Here is a 23,365-nt window from a genome sequence, read left to right as displayed (position 1 = left end):
TAAGAAATACTGACTTTCTTGTCAGAAGTTGGTTTTGTCATGCAACCCTTTCCTAATTCTTTTCATCTAGAAAGTGTGCAGACGGATTTCAAACCAACTGATCATGAAAGATGGAAATGGGCTTTGGTGTCCATTATGGCTTTAGTATGGCTTTGGGCAAGCTCATCTGAATGGGTTTCAATCCCTGAGTGGGTCATTTGCTCTATTTTTTCGAGAATCACCACGGGATCGGAAATCAATTCCTTGGTGTTTTCGGCTATTTTTAAGGCATGGATCATAATCTAATACTTCAGAATATTTTTATTTACCCGATTAAGTCACTTGGGGGAATCGAGCTCACCGAGGCTACAGTAGAAGAAAGAGGTTTTCGTCATGACCGAAGGTGGATGCTCGTGGATACGGGCGGACGCTTTGTTTCCCAACGTGAATATCCCCAATTAGCGCTGCTTGGGGTCGAGTTGGAAGAGGAAGGTTTGAGGGTTTTTGACCGAAAAAATCCCAAGAATGCGGTTGTAGTCACATTTGAGCTGGCTCAGGGGCCAGTCCGGAAAGTGGTGATTTGGGATGATGAAGTCATTGCTGTTTCAGTAAATCGAGAGATTTCCCGTTGGTTTTCTGATTTCCTCGGGTTTGAGGTGGATCTGGTTTTGATGCCGGAATCCACACACCGTAAAGTGGATCCTCGCTACGCGGTCAATGGCGAGTCGGTGAGTTTTGCGGATGGTATGCCTTATTTGATTATCGGCCAATCTTCTTTGGATGAGCTGAATTCCAGATTGGAGTCGCCTGTGCCCATGAATCGCTTTCGGCCAAATCTGGTTTTTTCGGGAGGATCACCATTTTTGGAAGATAAGCTTCGCAAAATCCGCATCGGGTCGGTGGATTTTCAGATTGTCAAGCCATGTGCCAGATGTGTGATGACTACTGTGGACCAAGACACCGCTGAGCAGGGAAAAGAACCACTGAAAACGCTCTCCTCGTTTCGCACCGTCAATAACAAAGTCTTGTTTGGCCAAAATGTAGTCGCCCTGACTTTAGGAAAAGTAAAACTAGGCGACCCTTTAATCCCACAGAAGGATTGATTCTAGATCAAATAATTAAGCCGGACAGTATGTGCATACTGCCCGGCTTTTTCTTGTAAGGTTAGTTGATTGTTTAGAAGCTAAATCCGGTAGTCAACTTAAAAAAGGAGTCGTTTCCTTCCACTAAGTCAGTTCCGAAAGAGAATCTGGCAAACGGTCCGCCGGTAGGCTTGCTGAACTGCACGTAGGGTCCGAGCCACTGATAAACATCCGTAGAAGTAGCGACATTGGAGCCTCCGGAATTGATTAGGTGCTCATAATGTGCTCCAAAGGAAAAGAAATTGCTAGCACGATATCCTAGGTTGAGCCAATAGTGTACATATGATAGGGTTGTGCCATTTGCCGGAGCTTCATCTCGAAGTGGAGCATAGTAGCCAAAGTATAGCTGACCTTCTACTTTTTCTTTCAATAAGTTTACAGTCAGATTTGGTACAATACCGTCTCCAAAAATGGCAGGTCCTCTAGTTCCGGAGCTGAGTAGGTTTCCTCCGAGGAAGCCGATTTGTGGATTGATAGATAATCCTTCGCCTGCTTGGAAATTGGCTCCCAAGCCGAACTCAGTCCAGTTGCCCCAGTTTGCACCCGTGCCACCTCCCCAATGAATTCCGTAGAAGGTCAAAGCTGCCTTGTCCGAAAATCCATACGAACCCTGGAAAGTAGGGTAGAAACCAAAGAATTGGTCCGAGTTCAAGGCTACGGAAAAGTTGAATTGCTTTTCTTCTTGTGCTGAGGCGTGATTTGCGATCAGGATCAGACCCAAGGCCAAAATCAGTATGGATTTAACTCCATTTGGTTTGAAATTAAACAGGTTTTTCATGAAATGATGTTTTTTGGTTTGAAATAGGTTTTTTTAAGATGTGATTTGAATTAAAATTATGTGTTTTAATCGAAATCAGGTTGAAAATAGAATCAACTTTCTAAAGAAAAAACATTTTCATTGAAAAAAATGTAAAAAAATCTTTAAATAATTATTGTTTTTTAAAACCATAAGAATATTTTATGATTAGAATAACATATAAAAAAAGGGGCTCAGAGCCCCCTTTTGGTAATTTTACATGTTTTGATCAGTATTCTTTCACGGTTTGAATAAAGACTTTAACCATCTCAGGATCAATATCCGGGTAGAGTCCATGACCCAGATTGGCAATATGTCTTGATCCTTTGAATTGATCCATCATCTCCAACGTCGCCGCCCGGACCTGATCTGGATTGCCATACAGTGCGGCAGGATCGAGATTGCCTTGCAAAGTTTTATTCGGGCCTATCAGCCTTCGGGATTCTTCAATTCCCATATTCCAGTCCAGTCCAATCGTCTCGCAGTTGAGTTTTGCCATTTCCTCTCTCGCAAAAAAAGCTCCTTTGGCAAATACAGTTACCGGTACTTCCGTGATTGCATCACAGATTTGAGAGATGTAATTCAAAGAAAATTCCTGGTATTGCTTGGGTCCCAAGATTCCGGCCCAGCTATCAAAGATCTGAACCAAGTCAGCTCCCGCGCGGATCTGAGCCTTCAGGTAATTGATCGTGGAGTCCGTAATCAGCTGGAGGAGCTTGTGGGAGAATACAGGCTCCCGATAGAGCATTTCTCTGGATTTGGAAAAAGTTTTGCTTCCGCTTCCTTCGACCATGTAAGCAAATATCGTCCAGGGAGCTCCTGCAAAACCAATCAAAGGAACGCGTCCATTTAAATTTTTCTTGGTAATATGAATGGCGTCAATGACATATTTCAAGTCATTTTCACCATCTGCCACGCGTAGTTTTTTCAGCTCAGCTTCCGAACGGACGGTTTGAGGAAACCAAGGTCCACGTTTTTCAACCATTTCATATGGCAAACCCATGGCTTCAGGGATTACGAGAATATCCGAAAAAATGATTGCAGCATCTACACCGAGGATATCCACGGGTTGAATAGTCACTTCAGCAGCCAATTCTGGAGTCTGCGCCAATTCTATAAATCCGCTGACAGAATCTCGCACAGCCCGGTATTCCGGAAGGATTCGGCCCGCCTGTCGCATCAGCCACACTGGAGTTCGTTCGGTTTTTTCACCTCTGGCTGCGCGCAGCAGCAGATCGTTTTGGAGTTGCATGGCGCAAAGATAGGCTCGGAATTTTATTTGGGAAGGATAAAATCACACATAAAAAATCAGAGCCTTCTTTTAGAAGGCTCTGAGGTGTTATTTACTGGATTGATTTATTTACTTAAGGCGATTTCCGAATTGAGAAAGTCCTGCTCTTCGATTCCTAATAGTTTGACCACGTCCTCGTAATTGGTCCAGTCAATCCTGGAACCTGCAAAATCTCCGGGTACAACTACCACTCTGAATCGTTGTCCGCGTGTCCATTCAGCTCCCAAAGTTCTGTAATCTATTGGACCGTCTAAAAACAACCTGAAGTCGTCTCTGGTAAAGTCATAATTATACATCAATACGCCCTCGTTGAAAAAGACGGTCTGCGGCAGGGCTCTCCAAATGGGTGTTTGTCCGGAGGTTTCCCACCTGATAAAGGCTAATACCACATCACTTTCTACAATTCTTGGATTGAAGTCGAAAATTTGTTCAAAATTATTGGCCTCCGTGAAATCCACATCCACTTGGAATACTTCACTGGTTATATTGACTCCAGGCTGCCCTTGTGGCCCTTGTGGTCCTTCGGGACCGATTGGCCCCATTGGGCCTTCACAGGATTGAAAAGCTACCAAGGTAATCAACCCCAAAATCGCGGCTATTTTTTTCATAGTTGAGTTAGTTTATGAGCTTTCCACGGCATGGATCGTGCCAAGGTTTGAAGAAAAATAAAGCTATTTTATCGGTGCGATTACGTGCACCTCGGATTCTCCGATGATCTTATCAATAAAAGTCCCACTTAAGGTCAGATTTTTCATTTGGGCATAGTTCTCCAGTTCAGATTTCACCTTATTTGGACCGGGCATCACCCATTTATTGGCTTTTACTTTTGCCAATAGATAGCGGCTTTCGGCAAAAGATTTTGACTCCAAATCTCCTAAAGCAAAAGGAAGATTAAGTCCCACAAATACCTCCATCGTATCCAATTTTCCTGCCGGTTCGATGAAGTAAATGGTATGTATTTTTGACCCGGGATGAAGAGACTGTTGGGTTTCTATAGCTCTGAAAATTTGCTCGAGCTTCTTGTCTTGCGGGGTTCCTCTAAAGGTTTTACCTGATAAGGTCTCCGGATTTTCTTCGATGAGTGAAATTTCAATCGGATTATTCCCTCCCAATTGATTGAAAAAGTAATACCCCACTCCAAATAGAATGGCGATTGCCACTCCGATTATACCCGGTTTTCTCATTTTTAAAATAAATATCGGACACCAATACCCCCTTGGCCTTTGAAATTGATCCTATCGATCAGTTCCAAAAACATTCCGACCTCGGCAAAAACGCTGATGGGTGCTTCGTCAAAGTAATATTCAGCTCCTACAAAAGCCTCCGGGCCAAAATCCACATTGGTCCGTCTTATAGTTTGAGTTGGTTGTGCCGGAGTGCCTGGATTGTTTTGCTGGAAATAAGCGTAATTCACATTGGTGGTTCGCAGTTGGGCTCCAACACCGGCATAGCCCAATAAGTATCCTTCAGTGATTTCGAACATATCGGTGATGTCCTCATGCAGTGCCATTCTGAAGTTGAGTGCAATTCCTCTGGAAGCCGAGTGGTTTAAATAAAAAGCATTGGAAGAAGGGAGGTTGTTTTCAAAGGATCTTTTGTAATACTCCAGTCCATTGGTGCTCCCTGAACCTACCATCACTTCAAAGGAAAGGTAGTCCTCGATAAAATCTTTGTAAGTCAAGGAAAATGGTTCTCCCAGTCGGATTCCAGCACCTCTTTCCTGAGCAAATCCCAAAATAGGAAGAACGAGTAGTACGAGAAGAATTTTGAGTTTCATACAAGTTGGTTTAGGTATAGAAATTAGATAGCCATCGTTTTGAGTTGCATTTGGTGCAACTGGGTATAGTATCCGCCTTTCTCCAACAGCGATTCGTGGGTGCCAGTTTCTACGATTTCTCCTTTGTGTAGGACTAAGATTTGATCAGCTTTTTGAATGGTGGAGAGCCGGTGGGCGATTACGATGGAGGTCCTGCCTTTCATCATTTTTTCAATAGATTCTTGTATCAATTCCTCAGTCTCGGTATCCACAGAAGAGGTCGCTTCGTCCAAAATCAAAATCTCCGGGTTGTATACCATTGCTCTGACGAAAGAGATCAGTTGACGCTGACCGACAGAAAGTGTAGATCCACGCTCCATCACATTGTAATCTAGGCCACCAGGAAGCCTTTCAATAAATTTCCATGCCCCCACCAGTTCGGCTGCTTCCATCACTTGCTCTTTGGTAATTGTGGGATTACCCAAAGTGATGTTGTGATAAATGCTGTTGGAAAATAGAAACACATCCTGAAGAACGACTCCAATATGCTTCCTTAAAGTTCCCAGTTCATATTCTCGAATCTCTGTCCCATCCACATAAATATGCCCCTTATTGATTTCGTAAAATCTCGAAATCAAATTGATAATGGAGGATTTTCCTGCGCCGGTTGCTCCTACCAGAGCTATCGTCTGGCCTTTTTTGACTTCAAAACTGATGTCTTTGAGAACGTATTCCTCGTCATTGTAAGCAAACCAAGCATGCTCCAGGCGTAAATTACCCTGGATTTTTTCAGGCTTGAAGCTGCCTTCATTGGCAATTTGCTCGGTGGAGGCGAGGAGTTTGAAAATCCGTGAGGAACTAACTACCCCCATTTGAAGGGTATTGAAGCGGTCAGCGATCATCCGGATAGGTCGGAAAAACAGCTGAAGATACATGATGAATGAAATCAACACTCCAATCTGTAGCTCCAATCCCAGCACGCCAACAGCCCCATACCATACGACCAATCCGATACCGATGGCCTGGATGATTTCTGCTACTGGAAAATACACGGAGTAATAAAGGACAGATCGAATATGGGCAGCACGATGCTCTCGATTAATTTCTTTGAATTTCTCATATTCCCGCTTTTCCCTGTTGAATATCTGTACGATGTTCATTCCGGTGATATGCTCCTGCAGAAACGAGTTCAGGTTGGAAACCGCATTTCGGACGTCATTGAAGGTGACTTTGATTTTTTCCTTGAATACATACGTGGAAATGATCAATAACGGGAGGGTACTTAAACTGACCAAAGTCAGTTTCCAGTCGATGTAAAACATCACTCCCAAGATCGTGATGATCTGAAGCAAATCACCAATGATCGCTGCCAAACCTTCGCTGAATACATCTGCCAGGGTCTCGATATCAGATACATTTCGGGTGACCAGTCTTCCGATCGGAGTATTGTCAAAAAATTTCAGTCTGAGCTTTAGCAGATGTTTGTATAGTCTGGTACGGATGTCCTTGATGATTACCTGTCCGATCCATCCCGAATAGTAAGTGTGAGCCCATTGGGCTACAGCCTGCACCACCATGAGGCCGACCAAAATGTAGATGATGCGAACCAAACCGGCAACATCTCCCACTGCCACAAAGTCATCAATGGCTACCTGGATGTAGTATGGCCGGGTCGGGGCCAATATTGCCAATGCAATGGTCAGGAATACCAGAAAATAAAATTGAGTCTGATAGGGCTTTACAAAAGTGTAAAGCTGTCTCAAGACTTTCATGTCTATGATTTCCCCGGAGGACTCTTTTTCTTTTTCTAAGCTCAATGCCTGTTTAGTCTAGATAAATGTTGGTTGGATAGGTGATCTGACTCAAAAACAGTCCCTTGGCAGGGGCTGCTTTTCCTGCTTGGGTCCGGTCCTTGGACAAGATGATTCGTTCAAGGTCCTCGATTTGTTTATGTCCAAATCCGATTTCGATCAAAGTTCCTACAATTGCCCGTACCATCCCACGCAAAAAGCGATTTGCGGTTATATGAAATAACAATTGGTCATCTTTTTGTTCCCAATGCGCTTCAAATATCTTGCAACGGAAGTGATTGACCTCGGTGTGAACCTTGCTGAAGCATTCGAAATCCTCATATTGAAGGAGGAATTGGGCCGCTTCATTCATGCGGTTTACATCCGGTCGGTGGAATAGCTGCCAAGCCATCCCTTCCAGAAAAGGATTTTTGGAAAAGATGATTCGGTAAAAATAGGATCGTTTTAGAGCATCAAATCTTGCATGTGCATCAGGCTGTACTTTGCGAATAGTATGAATAGCGATTTCTTTCGGTAAAATCGCATTCACCGCCTTAAGGAAATTTTCGGGCAGAGTCATATCCGGGAGATCAAAGTGACAAACCTGCATGCTGGCATGCACTCCCGTGTCAGTTCTCCCGCTTCCCATGATAGCAATCGGCTTCCTCAAGAAGGTGCTGAGTGCGTTTTCGATGCATTCCTGTACAGTAAAGGCATTTTGCTGGATCTGCCAGCCGTGGAAGGGTCCACCGTGGTAGCTCAACTGAAGAAAGTACCGATTTTTCGTCTCGTTCATGCAGGCGCAAAGATACTATTCCCTATCAATTCCCCCGAAGAGTTTTGTTTTCTTGATATTCCGGAGTGAAGGCTTTTTCTTTGCCCAAAATTTAAACCATCATGATTCAGCGAATTCAGACCATATTTCTTTTCTTCGTAGCCGTGGCTATGGGGGTGACCATCGGTACTCAGCTTTGGAACCAAAGTGGAGGCACATCCGGCGATACCTGGAATCTTACGGTATTTACCCTTACCAACTTTGATGCAAACGGAGATGCAATCCAAACTTCTTCCAAATGGTATTTAGGCGCATTGGCTGCATTTGCAGGACTACTTGCCATGATTTCCATTTTCCAGTACCGTACTCGTTCCAGACAGATGCTTCTCAATATGATCAATTCGTTGGTGATGGTTTCCTTGGTGGCAGCGACTTTTCTGACGACCAACGGGATCAATTCCAGCATTCAAGCCCAAGACGGAGGAAGCTATGAGGTTGGTTTTTGGTCGATCTTGGTAGCTATGGTCATGAATATGCTGGCTAATCGATTTATCAAAAAGGACGAAGCACTGGTCCGATCCGTGGATCGGATCAGATAAAAAAATCAGCCTGGCTCCAACGCCGGGCTTTTTTGTCCCAGCTTTTTGGGCATTGACCTTCATTTTCCTGCCAATCCTTGTTACTTTCATCCAAATTCTCACCAAAATGAAATTCGAAACCCTTGCCATCCATAAAGGCAACCTCATTACGGATAAAAATAAGCCTGTCGTCCAGCCAATCACCTTAAGTACCACTTTTGAGCATGGAAATGAGGGTGGTGTCCTATACACCCGAGCCAATAATCCCAATCGAATGGCCCTGGAGGAATTGATTTCCGTCTTGGAGAAAGGGGAGGATGCGGCAGCTTTTTCCTCAGGGAATGCGGCCGGAACCGCCGTTTTTCAAGCTTTGGAGCCGGGTTCGCATATCGTTGCCCCCGATGATATGTATCACGGGCTTCACAATTCTATGACGATTCTGTTCAAAGGAATCCATGAGGTCAGTTTTGTCGATATGAGTGATTTGGAAAAGGTAAAAAGCGCCATTAGACCTAATACGCGCCTTATTTGGGTGGAGACTCCGTCCAACCCGCTATTGAAGGTCACCGACATCAGGGCTATCTCCGCCTTGGCAAAAGCACAGCAAGCAATACTGGTCTGTGATAATACATTTGCCACGCCGGTTTTCCAAAATCCAATTTTGCTCGGTGCGGATATCGTGATGCACAGCAGTACCAAGTATTTTGGAGGTCATTCGGATATTTTGGGAGGAGCCTTGGTGACGAAGAAAAGGGATGCTTTTTGGGAAAAAGTACGGACCGTACAAAAAGTCGGGGGAGCAGTGCCGGCTCCTTTGGATTGCTACCTCCTCACCCGAAGTATCCGAACCCTTGCCTATCGGATGAAAGGACATGCCGAGCACGCCATGATTTTGGCGGAGTTTTTACTAAGTCACCCGCGGGTCGAAAGGGTCTATTACCCGGGGTTAAAATCTCATCCCGGACATCAGATTGCCGCTGGACAAATGAGTGGTTTTGGAGGAATTGTTTCGTTTACAGTGAAAGGTGATGCTTCAACCGCGGAAAAAGTGGTTTCAAAGCTCCATCTTTTTGCCAATGCCACAAGCTTGGGGGGAGTCGAAAGTCTTATCGAACGTCGTGCTGCCGTGGAGGGTCCTGATACCAAAACTCCTCAAAATCTCCTCAGAGTGTCCGTCGGCTTAGAGCATACCGATGATTTGCTGAAAGACATGAATCAGGCGTTGGGATAAAAAATGTATTTACGATTTTAGAAAGACGATTTACGACATGTAAAGAAGTCTTGATGCCAAATTTCGAACACCGAACATCAAATTTGGAACAAAAAAAGGTCCTGAGTTTTCGCTCAGGACCTTTTTTCTTGGATAGCTCTATGAAACTCTGTCATGAAGTTAATTTAGTGCTTTGGTTTGAAGAGAAGTCTGATTTCTAGACTCTTCGGTCTTCAGTCTTCTGTCTCCCAACTCGAAACCAAAAGACTAATTATCAATTAGCAATTTCAAGTAAAACAGAATTCGATTTATCATTTGTAAACTTCGACAGGCCAGCTGTCATTTCCCAGGTTGATGTCGGTCATGACCTTGTCCGGGTCGATCTCGACTTTTTTCACTTGCTTGGAGGTTTTGTGGAGGTATCCCCAAGAATCCCCTCTTTGCCATATCTCCACGGGCAGTTTTACCCGCTCGGTCGAATTGTCTTCGTAGGTGAATTCCAAAAGTACAGGCATCGGGAAATCTCCTTTATTCACCAGATTCACGAGGTAATTTCCTCCGTAAGGCTGCACCGAATTAATCCCCAAATCGATGTTTCCATTTCCATAAAACCAACCTTTCCAGAACCAGGATAGATTTTCTCCGGCTACATTTTCCATGTGATTGAAGAAATCAGCAGGCTGGGGATGCTTATACGCCCAAGTTTTGATGTAGGAGCGGAAGGCATTGTCAAATCGCTCATGTCCTAAAATGTACTCCCGTAGCATCACGAGGCCGATTGCAGGCTTGTAATAAGCCACCATTCCGAGATTTCGAGTATCGGTCACATCAGGGTAGTTGTCTATTCCCTCGCGGCTTTCGCTGGTAAAGTATCCGTTGAATCTGCGGGTTTGGTTAAGCGTGGAAGGATATTCTCCATTGTTGAAGGCATTGGAGCTGTAGTGGTTGATGAAGGTGTTGAAGCCTTCATCCATCCAGGCATAGCGCCGTTCGTTGGTGCCGACGATCATCGGGAACCAGTTGTGGCCGAATTCATGATCCGTCACCCCCCACAGTGATGCGCCTTTGGAGTTGTAGTGACAGAAGTTTAACCCGGGATACTCCATTCCATTGATGTCTGCCGCTACATTGGTGGCAGTTTCGTAGGGGAACTCAAACCATTGCTTGCTGTAATATTCGATAGAGGCCTTGCTGTATTCGGTAGATCGGGACCAGGCATCCTGTCCATTGCTTTCAATCGGGTAAGCGGACTGTGCCAAGGCTGTCTTTCCACTGGGGAGATTGATACGGGAAGCATCCCAGATGAATGAATCGGAAGTAGCAAATGCAATATCCCTGGCATTTTGGATTCTGAAATGCCAGGTTACGGTTCCATCTTGCTTAGGACGAGTAAGGGCGGTGTTTTTGATTTCTTCAGGAGAAACCAAATAAACCGTTTCCTCACTTTGAGCGGCTTTGGCGTAGCGGGTTTGAAGTTCTTTGGAAAGGACTTCATTCGGATTCATCAGCTTACCTGAACCCACCACGATGTGATTGTAAGGTACGGTCACTTTGTAGTCAAAATTGCCGTATTCGAGATAGAATTCGCCAGCGCCCAAGTAGGGCTCCACATTCCAACCTTCGGTCTCATCAAACACGGCTACTTTGGGATACCACTGTGCAAAAGCATAAATCCATCCGTCCTTTACTTTCAATCGACCCATGCGATCCATGCCTTTCTGGGGCACTTTGAAAGAAAAATCCATAGAAACGGTCGCTTTTCCTCCCTTAGCTGGAATCGGTTCATTGAACCAAACCTGCATTCGTGTGTCTTCGATCAAGTGCTTGGAGGAAAGAGTTCCTTTCGAACCCACTTTGGCGGATACATTGCTGATGTTAAATCCTCCGTCGGTGTCCCCATTGTATCGGTTTCCTTGGACGGGAGTAGTCAATGTGCCTCTTGAAGTGGGCGTAAACCGATTTTGCTCGAGCTGAAGCCAGATAAAATCCAGTGTTTCAGGACTGTTGTTGGTGTAGGTGATGGTGACCTTACCCGAAAGCGTGTGGCTGGATTCGTCTAAAGCCACTTCGATTTGGTAGTCGGCGGCATTTTGCCAATAAGCTTCGCCGGGTTTACCTGATGCGGTTCGGTAGCTATTTCCGGACCGATCTATAAACTCGGAGAAGTCTTTTTGATTGTTTTCTTTGCCTTGTTGAGCATGGGCTGGAAAATTTTCGATCAGAAGAAAAAGGGACAAAAGTCCACCGATAATGCTGATTTTTTTCATGGTAAGAATTGATTTGGCCTGAAAATAACGACAAAAGCCCGATTTGCGAATTGGAATTCTTTAAGCTGTTCGGGTTTAACAATTATTTAGATCAATCAAAAATTGGAGCCGGGCAAAATTCGGGTTTACATTTGAGTGCACTATCATTATACCTCAATGTATAAACTGCTACTATTTGGTGGTTTAGCTTCTTTGTCCTTTCAGGGAAAAGCTCAAACCGACACGACCTCTCAAAATCTGCAAGAGGTCATCATTCAAGAAAACCGTATCCAAATTCCATTTTCCAAGCAAAGCCGAAATATCGCTGTGGTAGATCGGCCACAATTAGAGACTACGCCTGCCCGAAGCTTACAGGAGGTCTTGAGCTTTGTGCCCGGAGTAGATGTCCGACAGCGGGGAGTTACCGGCGTCCAAGCGGATATCAGCATCCGTGGGGGTAGTTTTGAGCAGACCCTCATGCTACTCAACGGGATCAAACTCAGCGATCCACAGACTGGCCACCACATGATGAACATTCCTGTTCCTTTGGTGAACATTGAGCGGGTGGAAGTACTGAAAGGTCCTGGGTCGAGGATTTTTGGACAAAATGCCTATGCGGGAGCGGTCAATGTCATTACTCAGCTTTCTGATGTGAGAAGCCTTCGACTTCAAGGCTATGCCGGAGATTTTGGGATGAAAGGAATCAACTTTGCCGGATCACTTCCTGCCGGAAAATACCGTCAAAACCTGGCTATTTCCTATGATGATTCCAATGGTCATTGGTACAACTCTGACTATAGGGTCAGCAATATCTTCTATGAAGGAGGGATTCAACTAAACGATGCCCATGAACTCCGTGGTATGTTGGCCTACACCGATCGGACGTTTGGTGCGAATGGATTTTACACTTCTGCCTTTCCGGATCAATGGGAAAGTATTCAGACTACCTTGACCTCACTTTCACATTCTTTTACCAAAAATCAATGGTATCTCAATACACGGGCGTATTGGAGAAGGAATGAGGATGAATTTCGCTTGAGAAGAAATGAACCTGCTTTTTTCCAAAATTTACATACTTCCGATGTGTTTGCTATCGAGGCAAATGGAAGTTATAAAAGTAAGTGGGGGACAACTGGATTCGGAGTCGAAACACGAAAAGAAGCCATCGAGTCCACCAATTTGGGAGATCATGACCGTTCCTTGGTTGGGGTCTTTTTGGAGCAATTGGTCAATCTTGGGCAGAAGACAGATGTCCGGGCTGGAGTCTATTCCAATTATTATTCCGAATACGGATGGAAGCATTTTCCGGGGTTGGAAGTAGGATATCAGGCAACCGAAGCATTACGATTTTATTCCGGAATTGGGTCAAGTTTCCGGATTCCAACCTACACCGACTTGTTTTATATCGGCCCAACCAACATTGGAAATGCTGATTTGCAGCCCGAGCAGGCTAGATCGTTTGAGTTTGGAGGCAAATGGACTAAAGGTCCATGGAGAGCCGAACTGGTGTATTTCAATCGTATTTCGGAAAACCTGATCGAATGGACTCGAACCAATGCTCAGCAACCTTGGCAGCCTCAGAATTTCAATGAGGTAATTTTCAACGGGATCGAGTCCAGTATGTATTATCGGGTCATTCCTAACGGAAAAGCAGTTCAGGTTAAGGAATTGATGTTGTCCTACAACTTCATTGATGCCGATTTCAATGCAAAACCGGGATTAGAATCCAGATATGCCTTGACTGCCTTGAGAAACCAATTTATTGGTGGGATTTTGCTCGGCTTGGGTCAAAAATTGGAGTTGAATACCAAAGCTCGGTATGTAGAGCGAATGGCTTTGGATCCATACTTTGTGCTGGACATGCGAGCTGATTACAACCGTACTAAGAAGTTGGGCTTCTTCGCTGAGGCGTCCAACATCACCAATACCGATTATATCGAAGCAGGTACCGTTCAGATGCCGGGAAGGTGGTTTAGAGCTGGATTTATGGTGAATTTGGAGTAGGATTTACTTTTTTCACTTCATTTTCAATGGTTTGAAAATTTGGAATGAAAAAAAGTGATAGGGACTCTTGCATCCAAATTGATTCAGATTACCTTTGCATTCCCTTTCGAAAGGAAAGGTAATCGGAAGTTTAGCTCAGCTGGTTCAGAGCATCTGCCTTACAAGCAGAGGGTCGGGGGTTCGAATCCCTCAACTTCCACATTTTAATAGTAGCCGAAAAGACTTCGGAAGTTTAGCTCAGCTGCTTCAGAGCATCCCGACTACATCGGGAGAGTCGGGTGAAAGAATCCCAGTGGAATCAAAAAGTAATGGAAGTTTAGCTCAGCTGGTTCAGAGCATCTGCCTTACAAGCAGAGGGTCGGGGGTTCGAATCCCTCAACTTCCACATCGAAGCCTCAGATTTTTTCTGGGGCTTTTTTATTTTTACTTATGTCGTGTGATTTCTACATACTTTTTTCTAGGTCGAAAGACAGATTCTACATTGGTCATACATGCGAAGGATTGGCCGAACGCCTCCGAAAACATAATTCTAATCATAAAGGCTTTACAGGTGGATTAGCGGATTGGGAAGTGGTTTATTATGAAGAGCACATCAATAAAACTTCTGCCTATCAACGGGAAAGAATTGTGAAATCATGGAAATCCCGAAAAAAGATTGAAGAATTGATGTCGAATTGAAGTTTGCTCAGCTGGGTTAGCGCATCCCGATTCAATCGGGAGGGTCGGGGGTTCTCCCGAAAGCATTCGGGATCAACTTCCACATCGAAGCCTCAGTCCCGATAGTATCGGGATCGGGGCTTTTTTGTTTCCCACAGATTTACACATAAAAAGACACAGACCTGCCTACGGTAGGTAGGTTTACGCAGATTTTTCTACTACTATAACTATAATCTGTGTTTTCAATCTTCGGTCTGCTGTCTTCGGTCTTACAGCTTTTCAATACCCATACTTCCCCTTCCACTTCCCAGACAAATACTTTCTCAGCTCATTTTCCCGGGCATTTTCTCCGGGTTCGTAGAGTTTGGTGCCCTTGATCTCATCGGGCAAAAACTCCTGCTCGACAAAGTTGCCCGGAAAGTCATGGGAATACTTGTAGGCTTTGCCATAGTTGAGATCCTTCATCAGCTTGGTGGGAGCATTTCGGAGATGCAGCGGAACGGATAGATTACCCGTTTCTTTGACCAAAGCTTGGGCCTGATTGATGGCTAGGTAGGCAGCATTGCTTTTCGGCGAACTCGCCAGATAGGTCACGCACTGGGAAAGAATAATCCGGGCTTCGGGATAGCCGATGATTTTCACTGCTTCAAAGCAGTTGGTGGCGAGAAGTAAGGCATTGGGGTTGGCATTCCCGATGTCTTCCGAAGCCAAAATCACCAGCCTTCGGGCGATAAACTTCACATCCTCGCCGCCCTCGATCATCCGTGCCAACCAATACACGGCTGCATTGGGATCCGACCCACGAATCGATTTGATAAAGGCTGAAATGATGTCGTAGTGCTGCTCGCCAGATTTGTCATAAAGTGCCACCTTTTGCTGGGCGATTTGCATTACTTTTTCGTCCGTGATCACACAGGGATTTTCGTTAATCCCATCGATGACGATTTCCAGCAGATTGAGGAGTTTGCGCCCATCTCCACCTGAAATTCGAAGCAAAGCATCTATTTCCTGAAGCTCAACTTGGATTTTTTTCAGGTCTGGATCTTTTTCTAACGCCTGCTTCATCATGGCTTCCATTTCGGCTTTGCCCAAAGGATTCAGCGTGAATACCTGACAGCGGGAAAGCAAAGCCGAGTTGACTTCGAAAGAGGGATTTTCTGTGGTGGCGCCGATGAGTCGGATGATTCCTTTTTCCACCGCTCCCAAAAGCGCATCCTGTTGGGATTTGTTGAAGCGGTGAATTTCGTCAATAAATAAGACCGTGCCCCTCTGAAATTTGGCTTTATCAATAACTTCCCGGATGTCTTTCACTCCTGAACTAATTGCACTCAGGGTGTAAAAAGGCACTTTGATCTCATTGGCAATGATGTTGGCAATCGTGGTTTTGCCTACACCCGGAGGTCCCCAAAGAATGAGCGAAGGCACATTTCCCGATTTGATGGCTTTGTAGAGAAAGGAAGAAGGTGCAGACAAATGCTCCTGACCGATTAGATCTTCCAGTCGGGTAGGTCGCATGCGTTCGGCTAGGGGAGTGGGGTTCATTTGGTGAGAAGCAAGAGATTAGAGGCAAGAAATTAGAAGGTATCGAGTATCAAGATGCTAGTATCAAGAGCTCTGTACTTTCAGATTTAATTTTCAATCGGCTTTGCAAAATACCATAAAAAAAGGCCTTTTCAGGCCCTTAGTAGTTTGGAAAGTCATTAATTGTTAAAGTTAAATCCAATTTTCATCCAACATCTTTTTAGCTTCTTCAGCGGTGTATATTTCCCCTTGCTCAGCTTGTCTGATTACGGTCTCAATTTTATTTAGAAGAATTAATCGATCCATCAATTCTTCAATCGAGAATTCATCAGGAAGGGATTTAATAGCTTCTATCGCTTTGTCTTTGGTAATCATAGGTTTAGCTTTTGATCTAGTTAAGGAGGCAATTCCAAATTTCAAACCTCAAATTTTCCCAATCTTCTCCCCAAATTCCTCCAAGTGCTCGTCTCCAAAATCCAAGTGGGTCACGAAGCGAACCAAGTCTTTTCCGAATTTGACCGACTTGATATTCTGATCTGAAAGCTTTTTCATGAATTCCTCAGGAGTAGTTCCCTCCAGTCTTGCGATGACGATGTTGGTGGCAACCGGGAAAATCTCTGATACCGCAGGCAGTTTGCTTAGCATTTCGCCCAAAGCTCGGGCTCGTGCATGATCGTCTTTCAGTCGATCCACCTGATGATCCAAGGCATAAATCCCCGCAGCAGCAAGGAATCCCGCCTGTCGCATACCTCCTCCGAATACTTTTCGGACTTTTCTTGCGCGCTTGATGTCCGTTTTGCTACCCAATAAAACTGACCCAATCGGACAGCCCAAACCTTTGCTCAGGCAGATTGAGATCGTATCGAAATGCGCTCCCCAATCGGCAGGGCTTTCGCCGGTTTCTACCAAAGCATTAAATAGTCTGGCTCCATCCAAATGAAGCTTGATGCCTTTTTCCTTGCAAAGCGCATGAATGGGCTTGATTTCGTCCAAGGTATAAATGCTTCCCCCGCCCTTGTTCATTGTGTTTTCCAGGGAAACCAAGGTCGTCTCAGGCGCATGCACATCGTCGGGATTGATGGATTCGGCGACTTGGGCAGCGGTGATTTTCCCCAAATCTCCCGACAATAGCTTCACAGATGCCAATGAATTGGCCATGATGCCTCCTCCTTCATAGAGGTAGATGTGCGAATATTGATGGCAGATAACTTCTCGCTGTGGTCCCGTATGAAGGCGGATCGCGATCTGATTGGTCATGGTGCCGGAAGGACAGAAAAGCGCCGCTTCCATCCCAAATAACTTCGCGATTTTGTCCTCGAGGGCATTGACGGTCGGATCTTCTCCAAACACGTCATCGCCTATAGGCGCAGAAAACATGGCTTCTTTCATCCCGGGAGTAGGTCGGGTCACAGTGTCACTTCTTAAATCAATCAGCATGGGTGAAGTACTTGGATTTTGAACTGGTTTTGGGTTTGAGCGTTTCAATGGCTTTAGCGGCTTCGATGGGGCGGTCGGTGGCTAGGATATCTGCACCGTTTTGGACAAAAGTAGCATAAAGCTCGTCTCCTCGGGCTTCGGCACTTTTATCCAAGTTGCCCAAAGTGCCTAAAATGGTAAAAACTCCTTTTTCGTGAAGGGCTTTGTTGAATTCAGGAGTGCGTTCAGTCACACCGGTGAAAGCAATCACCCGATTCCAAGGGATTCCGGTTTCTTCCAACCTTCCGATTTCTTCTTCATTCCGGATCGTTACCGAAAGCATCAATTCCGGCGCCATTCCATGTAGTTTTTTGGCTGCTTCAAAGGAGTAAGTGATCAGTGCGGCATAGGTTTCCGATTTGTTTTTGCGGACTGCGTCTACCACTTTTTCAAATGGAACTGATCGCTTGATGTCTACGGTCAGGAGGGCTTTGCCTTTGGTCCAAATCAAAGCCTCGTCCAGCGTAGGCACTTTGAATTCGGTCAGATTTCCTTCATTATCCTCCAAAAAAAGACTTTGGACATAGGCGAAATCCACCTCATTGACTTTTCCGGTTCCGTTGGTAGTTCGGTCGAGTTCATCGTCGTGCATGAGTACCAAGACCGAATCCCTTGTCATGGCCACATCAAGCTCGATGATGGATGGGGTGTATTTCAGCACATGTTCAAAGGTCTCGATTGCATTCTCAGGAAATCCCGGATAAGGTCCACCGCGATGAGCCGATACCATGGGGATCCGATCTGAAGTCCAGCTGTAAAAATCCCGGGTTTCTTCTAGGTCAGCAAGCCGTATGGTCTGTAGATCTGAGCTTTCGGACCCATTACCTGTAGCTTTAAAATTTTCTGTTTTGGGTCCAGTACAGGAAAGGAGGAAAACCAGACAAAAGAGTCTGAGCAAAGATGTATTCATAGGTGAAAAGCTTGAAATTCAGCGAAAGTTTAACAGGAAGAAGGAAAGATCGAAGGGTTATTTTTCCGATGGGTAAATTTTAGGGTAAATATTTAGAGATTTGATTTGTTTTCTTTCCGGAAAAAAGAGTCCAAACTGCTTTTCCGTTTCTCAAAAATGCCTTCCATGTCAGAGAGTTCCAGATTGAGTGCTTTGGTAGAAATCTGGATTTCGACCAGAGAAATCCCCAGGGAAATCAACAGCGATACCATGCTCGCCACAAAGACCCAATTGGCAGCAGAAGTGTATCCCTGAAAAAGCAAAAACATACAGATCACGCACATTAGAAAGCTGAAAACCCCAAAAAGCTGCATGTTTTTGATCAGGGTCAGTCTGCGGCGGAGGTTGTGAATCTGCTCCACGATGATTTCCTGATCGGGTTCCTTCAGGTAGTTTTTATGCAGTCCTCGAATTAGCGTGGCAATCGCCAGAAACCGGTTGGTAAAAGCCAGCATCAATAAGGTGATGGCGGAAAAAAGCAGGGCGGGAGTGGAGAGTTGGAGTTCCATAAAGTTAGAAAGTGCTTTCGGAATAGGTAAGTTCAGTAAAAGGCAGCAAAAAAGCCCGCTCTTGTGAAAGCGGGCTCTAGATTTTTCAATAAGATGATATTAAGCTACCTCTCCCAACACCACCAATTTTTCCAAAGTCGGCACTTTCGAACCACCTTTTGGCTCGATGGTGATCGCAAAGGCGCCTGCTTCTGCCACGGCTTGCATTTGCTGCAGAGTGAACTTTTCTCCAGGATTGACTAAGCCAATTCCCACTGGACCGTCTTTGCCGATTGCCCAAAGCTGATAGTCAAATTCATCTGATAAAGAGTTCAGATTATTCACCGCTACAAAGACTTCCTGGGCTTTTTGATCCCAAAAAACATCCACTTTGGCGTCTTTTTGCATGGGTAAAGCTTCCCCCTTCATTTCCACTCTGCGGAAATCACCGGCAACCAGTCGGTCCAGACGATTGTCTGTTTCTTCGTATTGGAGTTTGACTTGATTCAGATTATCGGCCATTACCTGCTGATCTTGAAGGAGCGCAGTGAATTTCTGATCTGTCTCATAGAATTTGCCTGCAAAGTAAATCGCCGCCGCACTTGCCAAAACGGCCACCAAAGACGCTGCTACCGCAAAAGGTTTCCAAGGGGTGAGTTTGACCACCTTGGTTTCTTTAGGGGCAGGACTAGGCGCAGGGGCTGCTTTCGGGGCTTCTTCCTTTCTAAACTCTTCCTCGAGGGAAGCGAAGATTTTATCCTTGAGTTGAGGAGAAGGTTTTTTCCCTGTCAACTCGTCAAAAGCAAACATAGCCTCTTCCAAAGCTTCCAGTTCTTGTTGGATTTGTGGATGGGCTTGAGCCATAGCGATCACTTCCTCTCGCTCACGCTCGGTCAGCTCTCCGAGTAGGAAGAGCTCCAGTTTGCCTGATTCGATATATTCTTGGATGTTCACGCTAAATTCGTTCTAAGTTCTTTTTTAATACTTGCAATGCTGCTCTGACTCGGGATTTGACAGTGCCCAGTGGGATGTCAAACTCTTCCGAGACTTCCGAGTGGGTGTACCCTTGGAAGTAAATGTATTCGATGATAAATTTTTGATCTTCGTTTAGGTGGCTCATGAGCTCCCGGACTCCGATCCCTTCTACCTGTTCCATAGTTCCGGATTGACTTTCAAGGCCATATACGAAGTCATCTATGGTGTTGGTCTTACCGGATTGAGAAAATTCCTTGGATCGGAGTTTATCAATGGCAGAATTGCGGCAAATATTGGCCATCCAGGTGTATAGACGGCCTTTGCTCTCTTCGTAGGAATCGATTTTCCGGGTGATTTTGATAAACGCATCGTGAAAAACCTCCTCCGCGATATCCTGGTCTGCGATGATACGGCTAATGACTGCAAACAGGGCTCTCGAGTACTTTTCGTAGAGGTACTCGGTAGTTTTGCGGTCTCGGGCTCGTAGCCCGGCTATGATTTCTTCTTCCTGCAAAAGTCAGTCGGTTGGAATGTTAATGTCTTAAAAATAAAACACCGGGCCAAATGTTTGTGCCCGGTGTCTGTTTATTTTCAAAATTAAAGGTGAATCACCTCGTCGTAAGCGGCAGCGGCTGCTTCCATAATCGCTTCGGACATAGTTGGGTGAGGGTGAACGGTCTTGATCAGTTCATGACCGGTAGTTTCCAGCTTGCGGATAGCCACGATCTCAGCGATCATTTCGGTCACGTTGGCACCGATCATGTGTGCGCCAAGCAGCTCACCGTATTTTTTGTCAAAAACCAATTTCACAAAACCGTCTTTTGCTCCAGCTGCGGAGGCTTTTCCTGAAGCTGAGAATGGGAATTTACCCACTCGTACTTCATGTCCGGCTGCTTTTGCTTTGGCTTCGGTCATTCCGACTGAGGCGATTTCCGGAGAACAATAGGTACAGCCTGGGATATTTCCATAGTCCAAGGCTTCAGGATGATGGCCTGCGATTTTTTCCACACAGATGATACCTTCAGCAGAAGCCACGTGCGCCAGAGCCGGTCCAGGTACCACATCACCGATGGCATAGTAGCCTGGCATGTTGGTTTGATAGTATTCATTGACTTGGATTTTGCCTTTGTCCACGAGGATTCCGACATCTTCCAAGCCGATATTTTCAAGGTTTGAAACTACCCCAGCTGCAGAAAGAACTACATCGCACTCCAGGATTTCTTCGCCTTTGGCAGTTTTTACGGTCACCTTGCAGCCTTCGCCTTTGGTGTCTACACCGGTCACTTCGGAGGAAGTCATGATCTTCATGCCTGACTTTTTGTAGATTTTTTCCAAAGCCTTAGACACTTCTTCGTCTTCTACAGGGACGATGCGATCCATGAATTCTACGATGGTCACTTCTGTTCCAATGGAATTGTAGAAATAGGCAAATTCCACCCCGATCGCACCGGAACCTACCACGACCATTTTCTTTGGTTGCTTTTCCAAGGTCATCGCCTTGCGGTAGCCGATGATTTTCTTATCGTCAATTTTCATTGAAGGCAGTTCTCGGGATCGTGCGCCGGTAGCGATGATGATGTTGTCTGCTGTGATCACTGACTTTTTGCCTTCGGCGTCGTTGACTTCGACTTTTTTACCCGGCTGGACTTTACCCCATCCTGTGATGATCTCGATCTTGTTTTTCTTCATCAAAAACTGCACGCCTTTGCTCATGCCATCAGCTACGCCACGGCTTCTTTTTACCATTCCGGCAAAGTCTGCCTCAGCACCCTGAACAGAGATTCCGTAATCCTTGGCATGGCTGATGTATTCAAAAACCTGGGCGCTTTTTAGCAAAGCTTTGGTCGGGATACAACCCCAGTTGAGGCAGATACCGCCTAGCTCTGCGGCTTCTACGATCGCAGTTTTCAATCCGAGTTGAGAAGCGCGAATAGCCGCCACGTATCCTCCCGGTCCGCTTCCCAGCACGATCAAGTCAAATTTTGTCGAAGACATATTTAAAATGGGTTTGATTACAAATGAAACTGTGCAAAAATAGGCCTTTTGGATTCAGAAAAAAATCAGAATCGGATGAGTAAATGGAATCCAAAACGCCCTGTTGATGAATTATTTGCAGTTAATAATTGAAAATTTTGTAAATCAGATAAAGACCAAAGGGGTTTCTGAGATTCAGGGTTTTTCTGGTTTATCCTCCTGTTTTTCAGCTAAAAAGCTTCGGGTGAAGTTTCAAAAGGCCAAAGTCCGGGCTTTTTTTCTAATTTTGGCCAAACTTAATTTTGATCTTCATGGGATTACTTTCAGGAAAAACTGCCTTGGTCACCGGCGCCTCTAAAGGGATCGGTCGGGCAATCGCCATCAGATTTGCACAGGAAGGAGCTAACGTTGCTTTTACCTACCTCTCCAGCGTGGAAAAAGGCCAAGCCCTCGAGGCCGAGCTTGCTGCTTTTGGTGTAAAAGCCAAAGGCTATCGATCAGACGCTTCAGACTTCAAAGCTGCTGATGAATTGGTCAACTCCGTGGTGGCGGACTTCGGTGCCTTGGACATCTTGGTCAATAATGCCGGCATCACCCGCGATAATCTGCTGATGCGGATGACTGAGGAATCTTGGGATGAAATCATGAACGTCAACCTGAAATCCTGCTTCAATACCGTCAAAGCGGCTACCCGCACCATGATGAAAGCCAAGTCCGGCTCGATCATCAACATGACCTCTGTGGTCGGTGCCAAAGGCAATGCAGGTCAGGCCAATTACGCAGCCTCCAAAGCCGGAATCATCGGCTTCACCAAGTCAGTAGCCTTGGAATTGGGCTCCAGAAATATCCGCTGCAATGCGGTCGCTCCTGGATTTATCGAAACCGAGATGACCGAAGTATTGGATGAAAAAACCGTGCAAGGCTGGAGAGATGCCATCCCGATGAAGCGTGGAGGCAAGCCGGAAGAAATCGCCGATGTCTGTGTGTTCTTAGGCTCCGACATGAGCACTTACATCTCCGGACAGGTAATCCATGTGAATGGGGCGATGTATACTTAACCTTTGAGGTCTTCAAGACCTCGAAGGTTTTATTCTAGATTACATCATTTAATTCTTCAAGACCTCGAAGGTTTCAAGGAAAACTAGACCTTTGAGGTTTTTGAAAACCTCAAAGGTCTTTTACAAAGTTTTCTATTCTAAAGACATCTCTTCGGGAAAGTCAGCAGCCTGTTCTAATTCATGAACTTTTTTGAATTGTTCTAATCCTCCAAACCAATCCAGAATGAAATCTCTATCCAGTTTTGTGGTTTTTAGAGATATCAGGCCATTGTAGGATGAAAATTTCCAATTTTTAAAGTCCTCGACAATTCCATGTTTTTGAGGATTCCTATGGATGTAAATGATCACTTGGGATAAATAACTTTCCTGATCTACTTGCTTTCTTTTGAATTTCCGTTGAAATAATCCTCCGTGTCTATCGTAAAGCTTGTTGTATGCTTTGGCGTAGCCATTCAAGAAGTTGGAAAAAGCACTTAAAGCAGCTTCTGGTTCGGCATTTTCTTCTACTCGAATCAAAAAGTGAAAATGATTGGGTAGTAAACAGTAGGCCAAGGTTGAAAAATAGAGAGAGCAATGATCTTGATATTTTTGAAGGAAATAGGTGTAGTTTTCTTCAGTTCTAAAAAGTAATTCCGCTCCATTTGTTCTTGAGTAAACATGGAAAAATTCTCCTGGTGAAAAGGGATCAGTCATAAAAATG

General features: G+C 45.1%; 24 protein-coding genes and 2 tRNA genes. 8 read left to right on the top strand and 18 right to left on the bottom strand.

The annotated features are described in order from the left end of the window. Positions 1–101: 101 nt before the first annotated feature. Positions 102–278, bottom strand: a complete 177-nt coding sequence (locus CLV31_RS21815) for a hypothetical protein (protein ID WP_181452590.1) — start codon at positions 276–278, stop codon at positions 102–104. On the opposite strand from CLV31_RS21815, the gene CLV31_RS08010 reads away from it, so the two are divergent. Beyond that, positions 270–1,082, top strand: a complete 813-nt coding sequence (locus tag CLV31_RS08010) for an MOSC domain-containing protein (protein ID WP_111392345.1) — start codon at positions 270–272, stop codon at positions 1,080–1,082. The genes CLV31_RS21815 and CLV31_RS08010 overlap by 9 nt on opposite strands. Before the next feature lie 73 nt (positions 1,083–1,155). On the opposite strand, the gene CLV31_RS08005 is transcribed toward CLV31_RS08010, so the two are convergent. From CLV31_RS08005 to truA, 7 genes are all read right to left on the bottom strand, one after another. Next, on the bottom strand, positions 1,156–1,899 hold the full coding sequence (locus tag CLV31_RS08005) for a DUF6733 family protein (RefSeq protein ID WP_245943355.1): 744 nt from the start codon (positions 1,897–1,899) through the stop codon (positions 1,156–1,158). 247 nt (positions 1,900–2,146) lie between these two features. After that, positions 2,147–3,169, bottom strand: a complete 1,023-nt coding sequence (gene hemE, locus CLV31_RS08000) for a uroporphyrinogen decarboxylase (RefSeq protein ID WP_111392344.1) — start codon at positions 3,167–3,169, stop codon at positions 2,147–2,149. A 104-nt stretch (positions 3,170–3,273) separates the two neighbouring features. Further along, positions 3,274–3,816 carry a hypothetical protein gene (locus CLV31_RS07995; RefSeq protein ID WP_111392343.1) on the bottom strand — a complete coding sequence of 181 codons (543 nt, stop codon included), beginning with the start codon at positions 3,814–3,816 and terminating at the stop codon, positions 3,274–3,276. Between the two features lie 63 nt (positions 3,817–3,879). Then, entirely contained in the window at positions 3,880–4,392 is a 513-nt protein-coding gene (locus tag CLV31_RS07990) for a hypothetical protein (RefSeq protein ID WP_111392342.1), read from the bottom strand. Between the two features lie 2 nt (positions 4,393–4,394). Then, positions 4,395–4,985 carry a hypothetical protein gene (locus CLV31_RS07985; RefSeq protein WP_111392341.1) on the bottom strand — a complete coding sequence of 197 codons (591 nt, stop codon included), beginning with the start codon at positions 4,983–4,985 and terminating at the stop codon, positions 4,395–4,397. A gap of 23 nt (positions 4,986–5,008) precedes the next feature. Beyond that, a complete protein-coding gene (locus CLV31_RS07980; RefSeq protein WP_111392340.1) occupies positions 5,009–6,781 on the bottom strand; it encodes an ABC transporter ATP-binding protein in 1,773 nt (590 codons plus the stop codon). Between the two features lie 7 nt (positions 6,782–6,788). Further along, positions 6,789–7,550, bottom strand: a complete 762-nt coding sequence (truA, locus tag CLV31_RS07975) for a tRNA pseudouridine(38-40) synthase TruA (RefSeq protein WP_111392339.1) — start codon at positions 7,548–7,550, stop codon at positions 6,789–6,791. 101 nt (positions 7,551–7,651) lie between these two features. Between truA and CLV31_RS07970 the strand changes: the two genes are divergently transcribed. After that, the gene (locus tag CLV31_RS07970; RefSeq protein ID WP_111392338.1) at positions 7,652–8,128 is read left to right on the top strand and encodes a DUF4293 domain-containing protein; all 477 of its coding nucleotides are present in this window, start codon (positions 7,652–7,654) and stop codon (positions 8,126–8,128) included. Between the two features lie 106 nt (positions 8,129–8,234). Continuing rightward, positions 8,235–9,338, top strand: coding sequence for a trans-sulfuration enzyme family protein (locus CLV31_RS07965; protein ID WP_111392337.1), 1,104 nt, complete (start codon positions 8,235–8,237; stop codon positions 9,336–9,338). A gap of 290 nt (positions 9,339–9,628) precedes the next feature. Here CLV31_RS07965 and CLV31_RS07960 read toward each other — a convergent pair whose 3' ends face one another. Further along, positions 9,629–11,584 carry a M1 family metallopeptidase gene (locus CLV31_RS07960; RefSeq protein ID WP_111392336.1) on the bottom strand — a complete coding sequence of 652 codons (1,956 nt, stop codon included), beginning with the start codon at positions 11,582–11,584 and terminating at the stop codon, positions 9,629–9,631. 156 nt (positions 11,585–11,740) lie between these two features. Between CLV31_RS07960 and CLV31_RS07955 the strand changes: the two genes are divergently transcribed. The 4 genes from CLV31_RS07955 (at position 11,741) to CLV31_RS22250 (ending at position 14,245) form a co-directional block, all read left to right on the top strand. Then, positions 11,741–13,567, top strand: coding sequence for a TonB-dependent receptor (locus CLV31_RS07955; RefSeq protein WP_111392335.1), 1,827 nt, complete (start codon positions 11,741–11,743; stop codon positions 13,565–13,567). Between the two features lie 124 nt (positions 13,568–13,691). Beyond that, a tRNA-Val gene (locus CLV31_RS07950) sits at positions 13,692–13,766 on the top strand. 111 nt (positions 13,767–13,877) lie between these two features. Beyond that, positions 13,878–13,952: transfer RNA gene (locus CLV31_RS07945), tRNA-Val, on the top strand. 44 nt (positions 13,953–13,996) lie between these two features. Continuing rightward, on the top strand, positions 13,997–14,245 hold the full coding sequence (locus tag CLV31_RS22250) for a GIY-YIG nuclease family protein (protein ID WP_111392334.1): 249 nt from the start codon (positions 13,997–13,999) through the stop codon (positions 14,243–14,245). Between the two features lie 258 nt (positions 14,246–14,503). Here CLV31_RS22250 and CLV31_RS07935 read toward each other — a convergent pair whose 3' ends face one another. The 8 genes from CLV31_RS07935 to lpdA all read right to left on the bottom strand — a co-directional run bounded on the left by CLV31_RS07935 (position 14,504) and on the right by lpdA (position 21,628). Then, positions 14,504–15,766 carry a replication-associated recombination protein A gene (locus tag CLV31_RS07935; RefSeq protein WP_111392333.1) on the bottom strand — a complete coding sequence of 421 codons (1,263 nt, stop codon included), beginning with the start codon at positions 15,764–15,766 and terminating at the stop codon, positions 14,504–14,506. Positions 15,767–15,937: 171 nt separating this feature from the next. Then, on the bottom strand, positions 15,938–16,120 hold the full coding sequence (locus CLV31_RS07930; protein WP_111392332.1) for a hypothetical protein: 183 nt from the start codon (positions 16,118–16,120) through the stop codon (positions 15,938–15,940). 48 nt (positions 16,121–16,168) lie between these two features. Then, on the bottom strand, positions 16,169–17,182 hold the full coding sequence (locus CLV31_RS07925) for a threonine aldolase family protein (protein ID WP_111392331.1): 1,014 nt from the start codon (positions 17,180–17,182) through the stop codon (positions 16,169–16,171). Continuing rightward, positions 17,172–18,131, bottom strand: coding sequence for a glycerophosphodiester phosphodiesterase family protein (locus tag CLV31_RS07920; RefSeq protein WP_111392330.1), 960 nt, complete (start codon positions 18,129–18,131; stop codon positions 17,172–17,174). Before CLV31_RS07920 ends, CLV31_RS07925 begins: the two co-directional genes overlap by 11 nt. Before the next feature lie 92 nt (positions 18,132–18,223). Next, positions 18,224–18,679: a DUF2721 domain-containing protein gene (locus tag CLV31_RS07915; protein WP_111392329.1), complete on the bottom strand. Its 456-nt coding sequence runs from the start codon at positions 18,677–18,679 to the stop codon at positions 18,224–18,226. Positions 18,680–18,778: 99 nt separating this feature from the next. Further along, entirely contained in the window at positions 18,779–19,612 is an 834-nt protein-coding gene (locus CLV31_RS07910; RefSeq protein ID WP_111392328.1) for an anti-sigma factor, read from the bottom strand. A gap of 1 nt (position 19,613) precedes the next feature. Further along, positions 19,614–20,147, bottom strand: coding sequence for an RNA polymerase sigma factor (locus tag CLV31_RS07905; protein WP_111392327.1), 534 nt, complete (start codon positions 20,145–20,147; stop codon positions 19,614–19,616). Positions 20,148–20,230: 83 nt separating this feature from the next. Beyond that, complete coding sequence (lpdA, locus tag CLV31_RS07900) at positions 20,231–21,628, bottom strand: dihydrolipoyl dehydrogenase (protein ID WP_111392326.1); 1,398 nt, start codon at positions 21,626–21,628, stop codon at positions 20,231–20,233. Positions 21,629–21,918: 290 nt separating this feature from the next. Here lpdA and fabG point away from each other — a divergent pair, with 290 nt between their 5' ends. Then, on the top strand, positions 21,919–22,665 hold the full coding sequence (gene fabG / locus CLV31_RS07895; RefSeq protein ID WP_111392325.1) for a 3-oxoacyl-[acyl-carrier-protein] reductase: 747 nt from the start codon (positions 21,919–21,921) through the stop codon (positions 22,663–22,665). A 132-nt stretch (positions 22,666–22,797) separates the two neighbouring features. Here fabG and CLV31_RS07890 read toward each other — a convergent pair whose 3' ends face one another. Then, positions 22,798–23,358, bottom strand: a complete 561-nt coding sequence (locus CLV31_RS07890) for a transposase (RefSeq protein WP_111392324.1) — start codon at positions 23,356–23,358, stop codon at positions 22,798–22,800. Positions 23,359–23,365 lie beyond the last annotated feature (7 nt).

Source organism: Algoriphagus aquaeductus (assembly GCF_003253485.1).
GTDB classification, from domain to species: Bacteria; Bacteroidota; Bacteroidia; order Cytophagales; family Cyclobacteriaceae; genus Algoriphagus; species Algoriphagus aquaeductus.
This window is presented reverse-complemented; position numbering and strand designations above follow the sequence as displayed.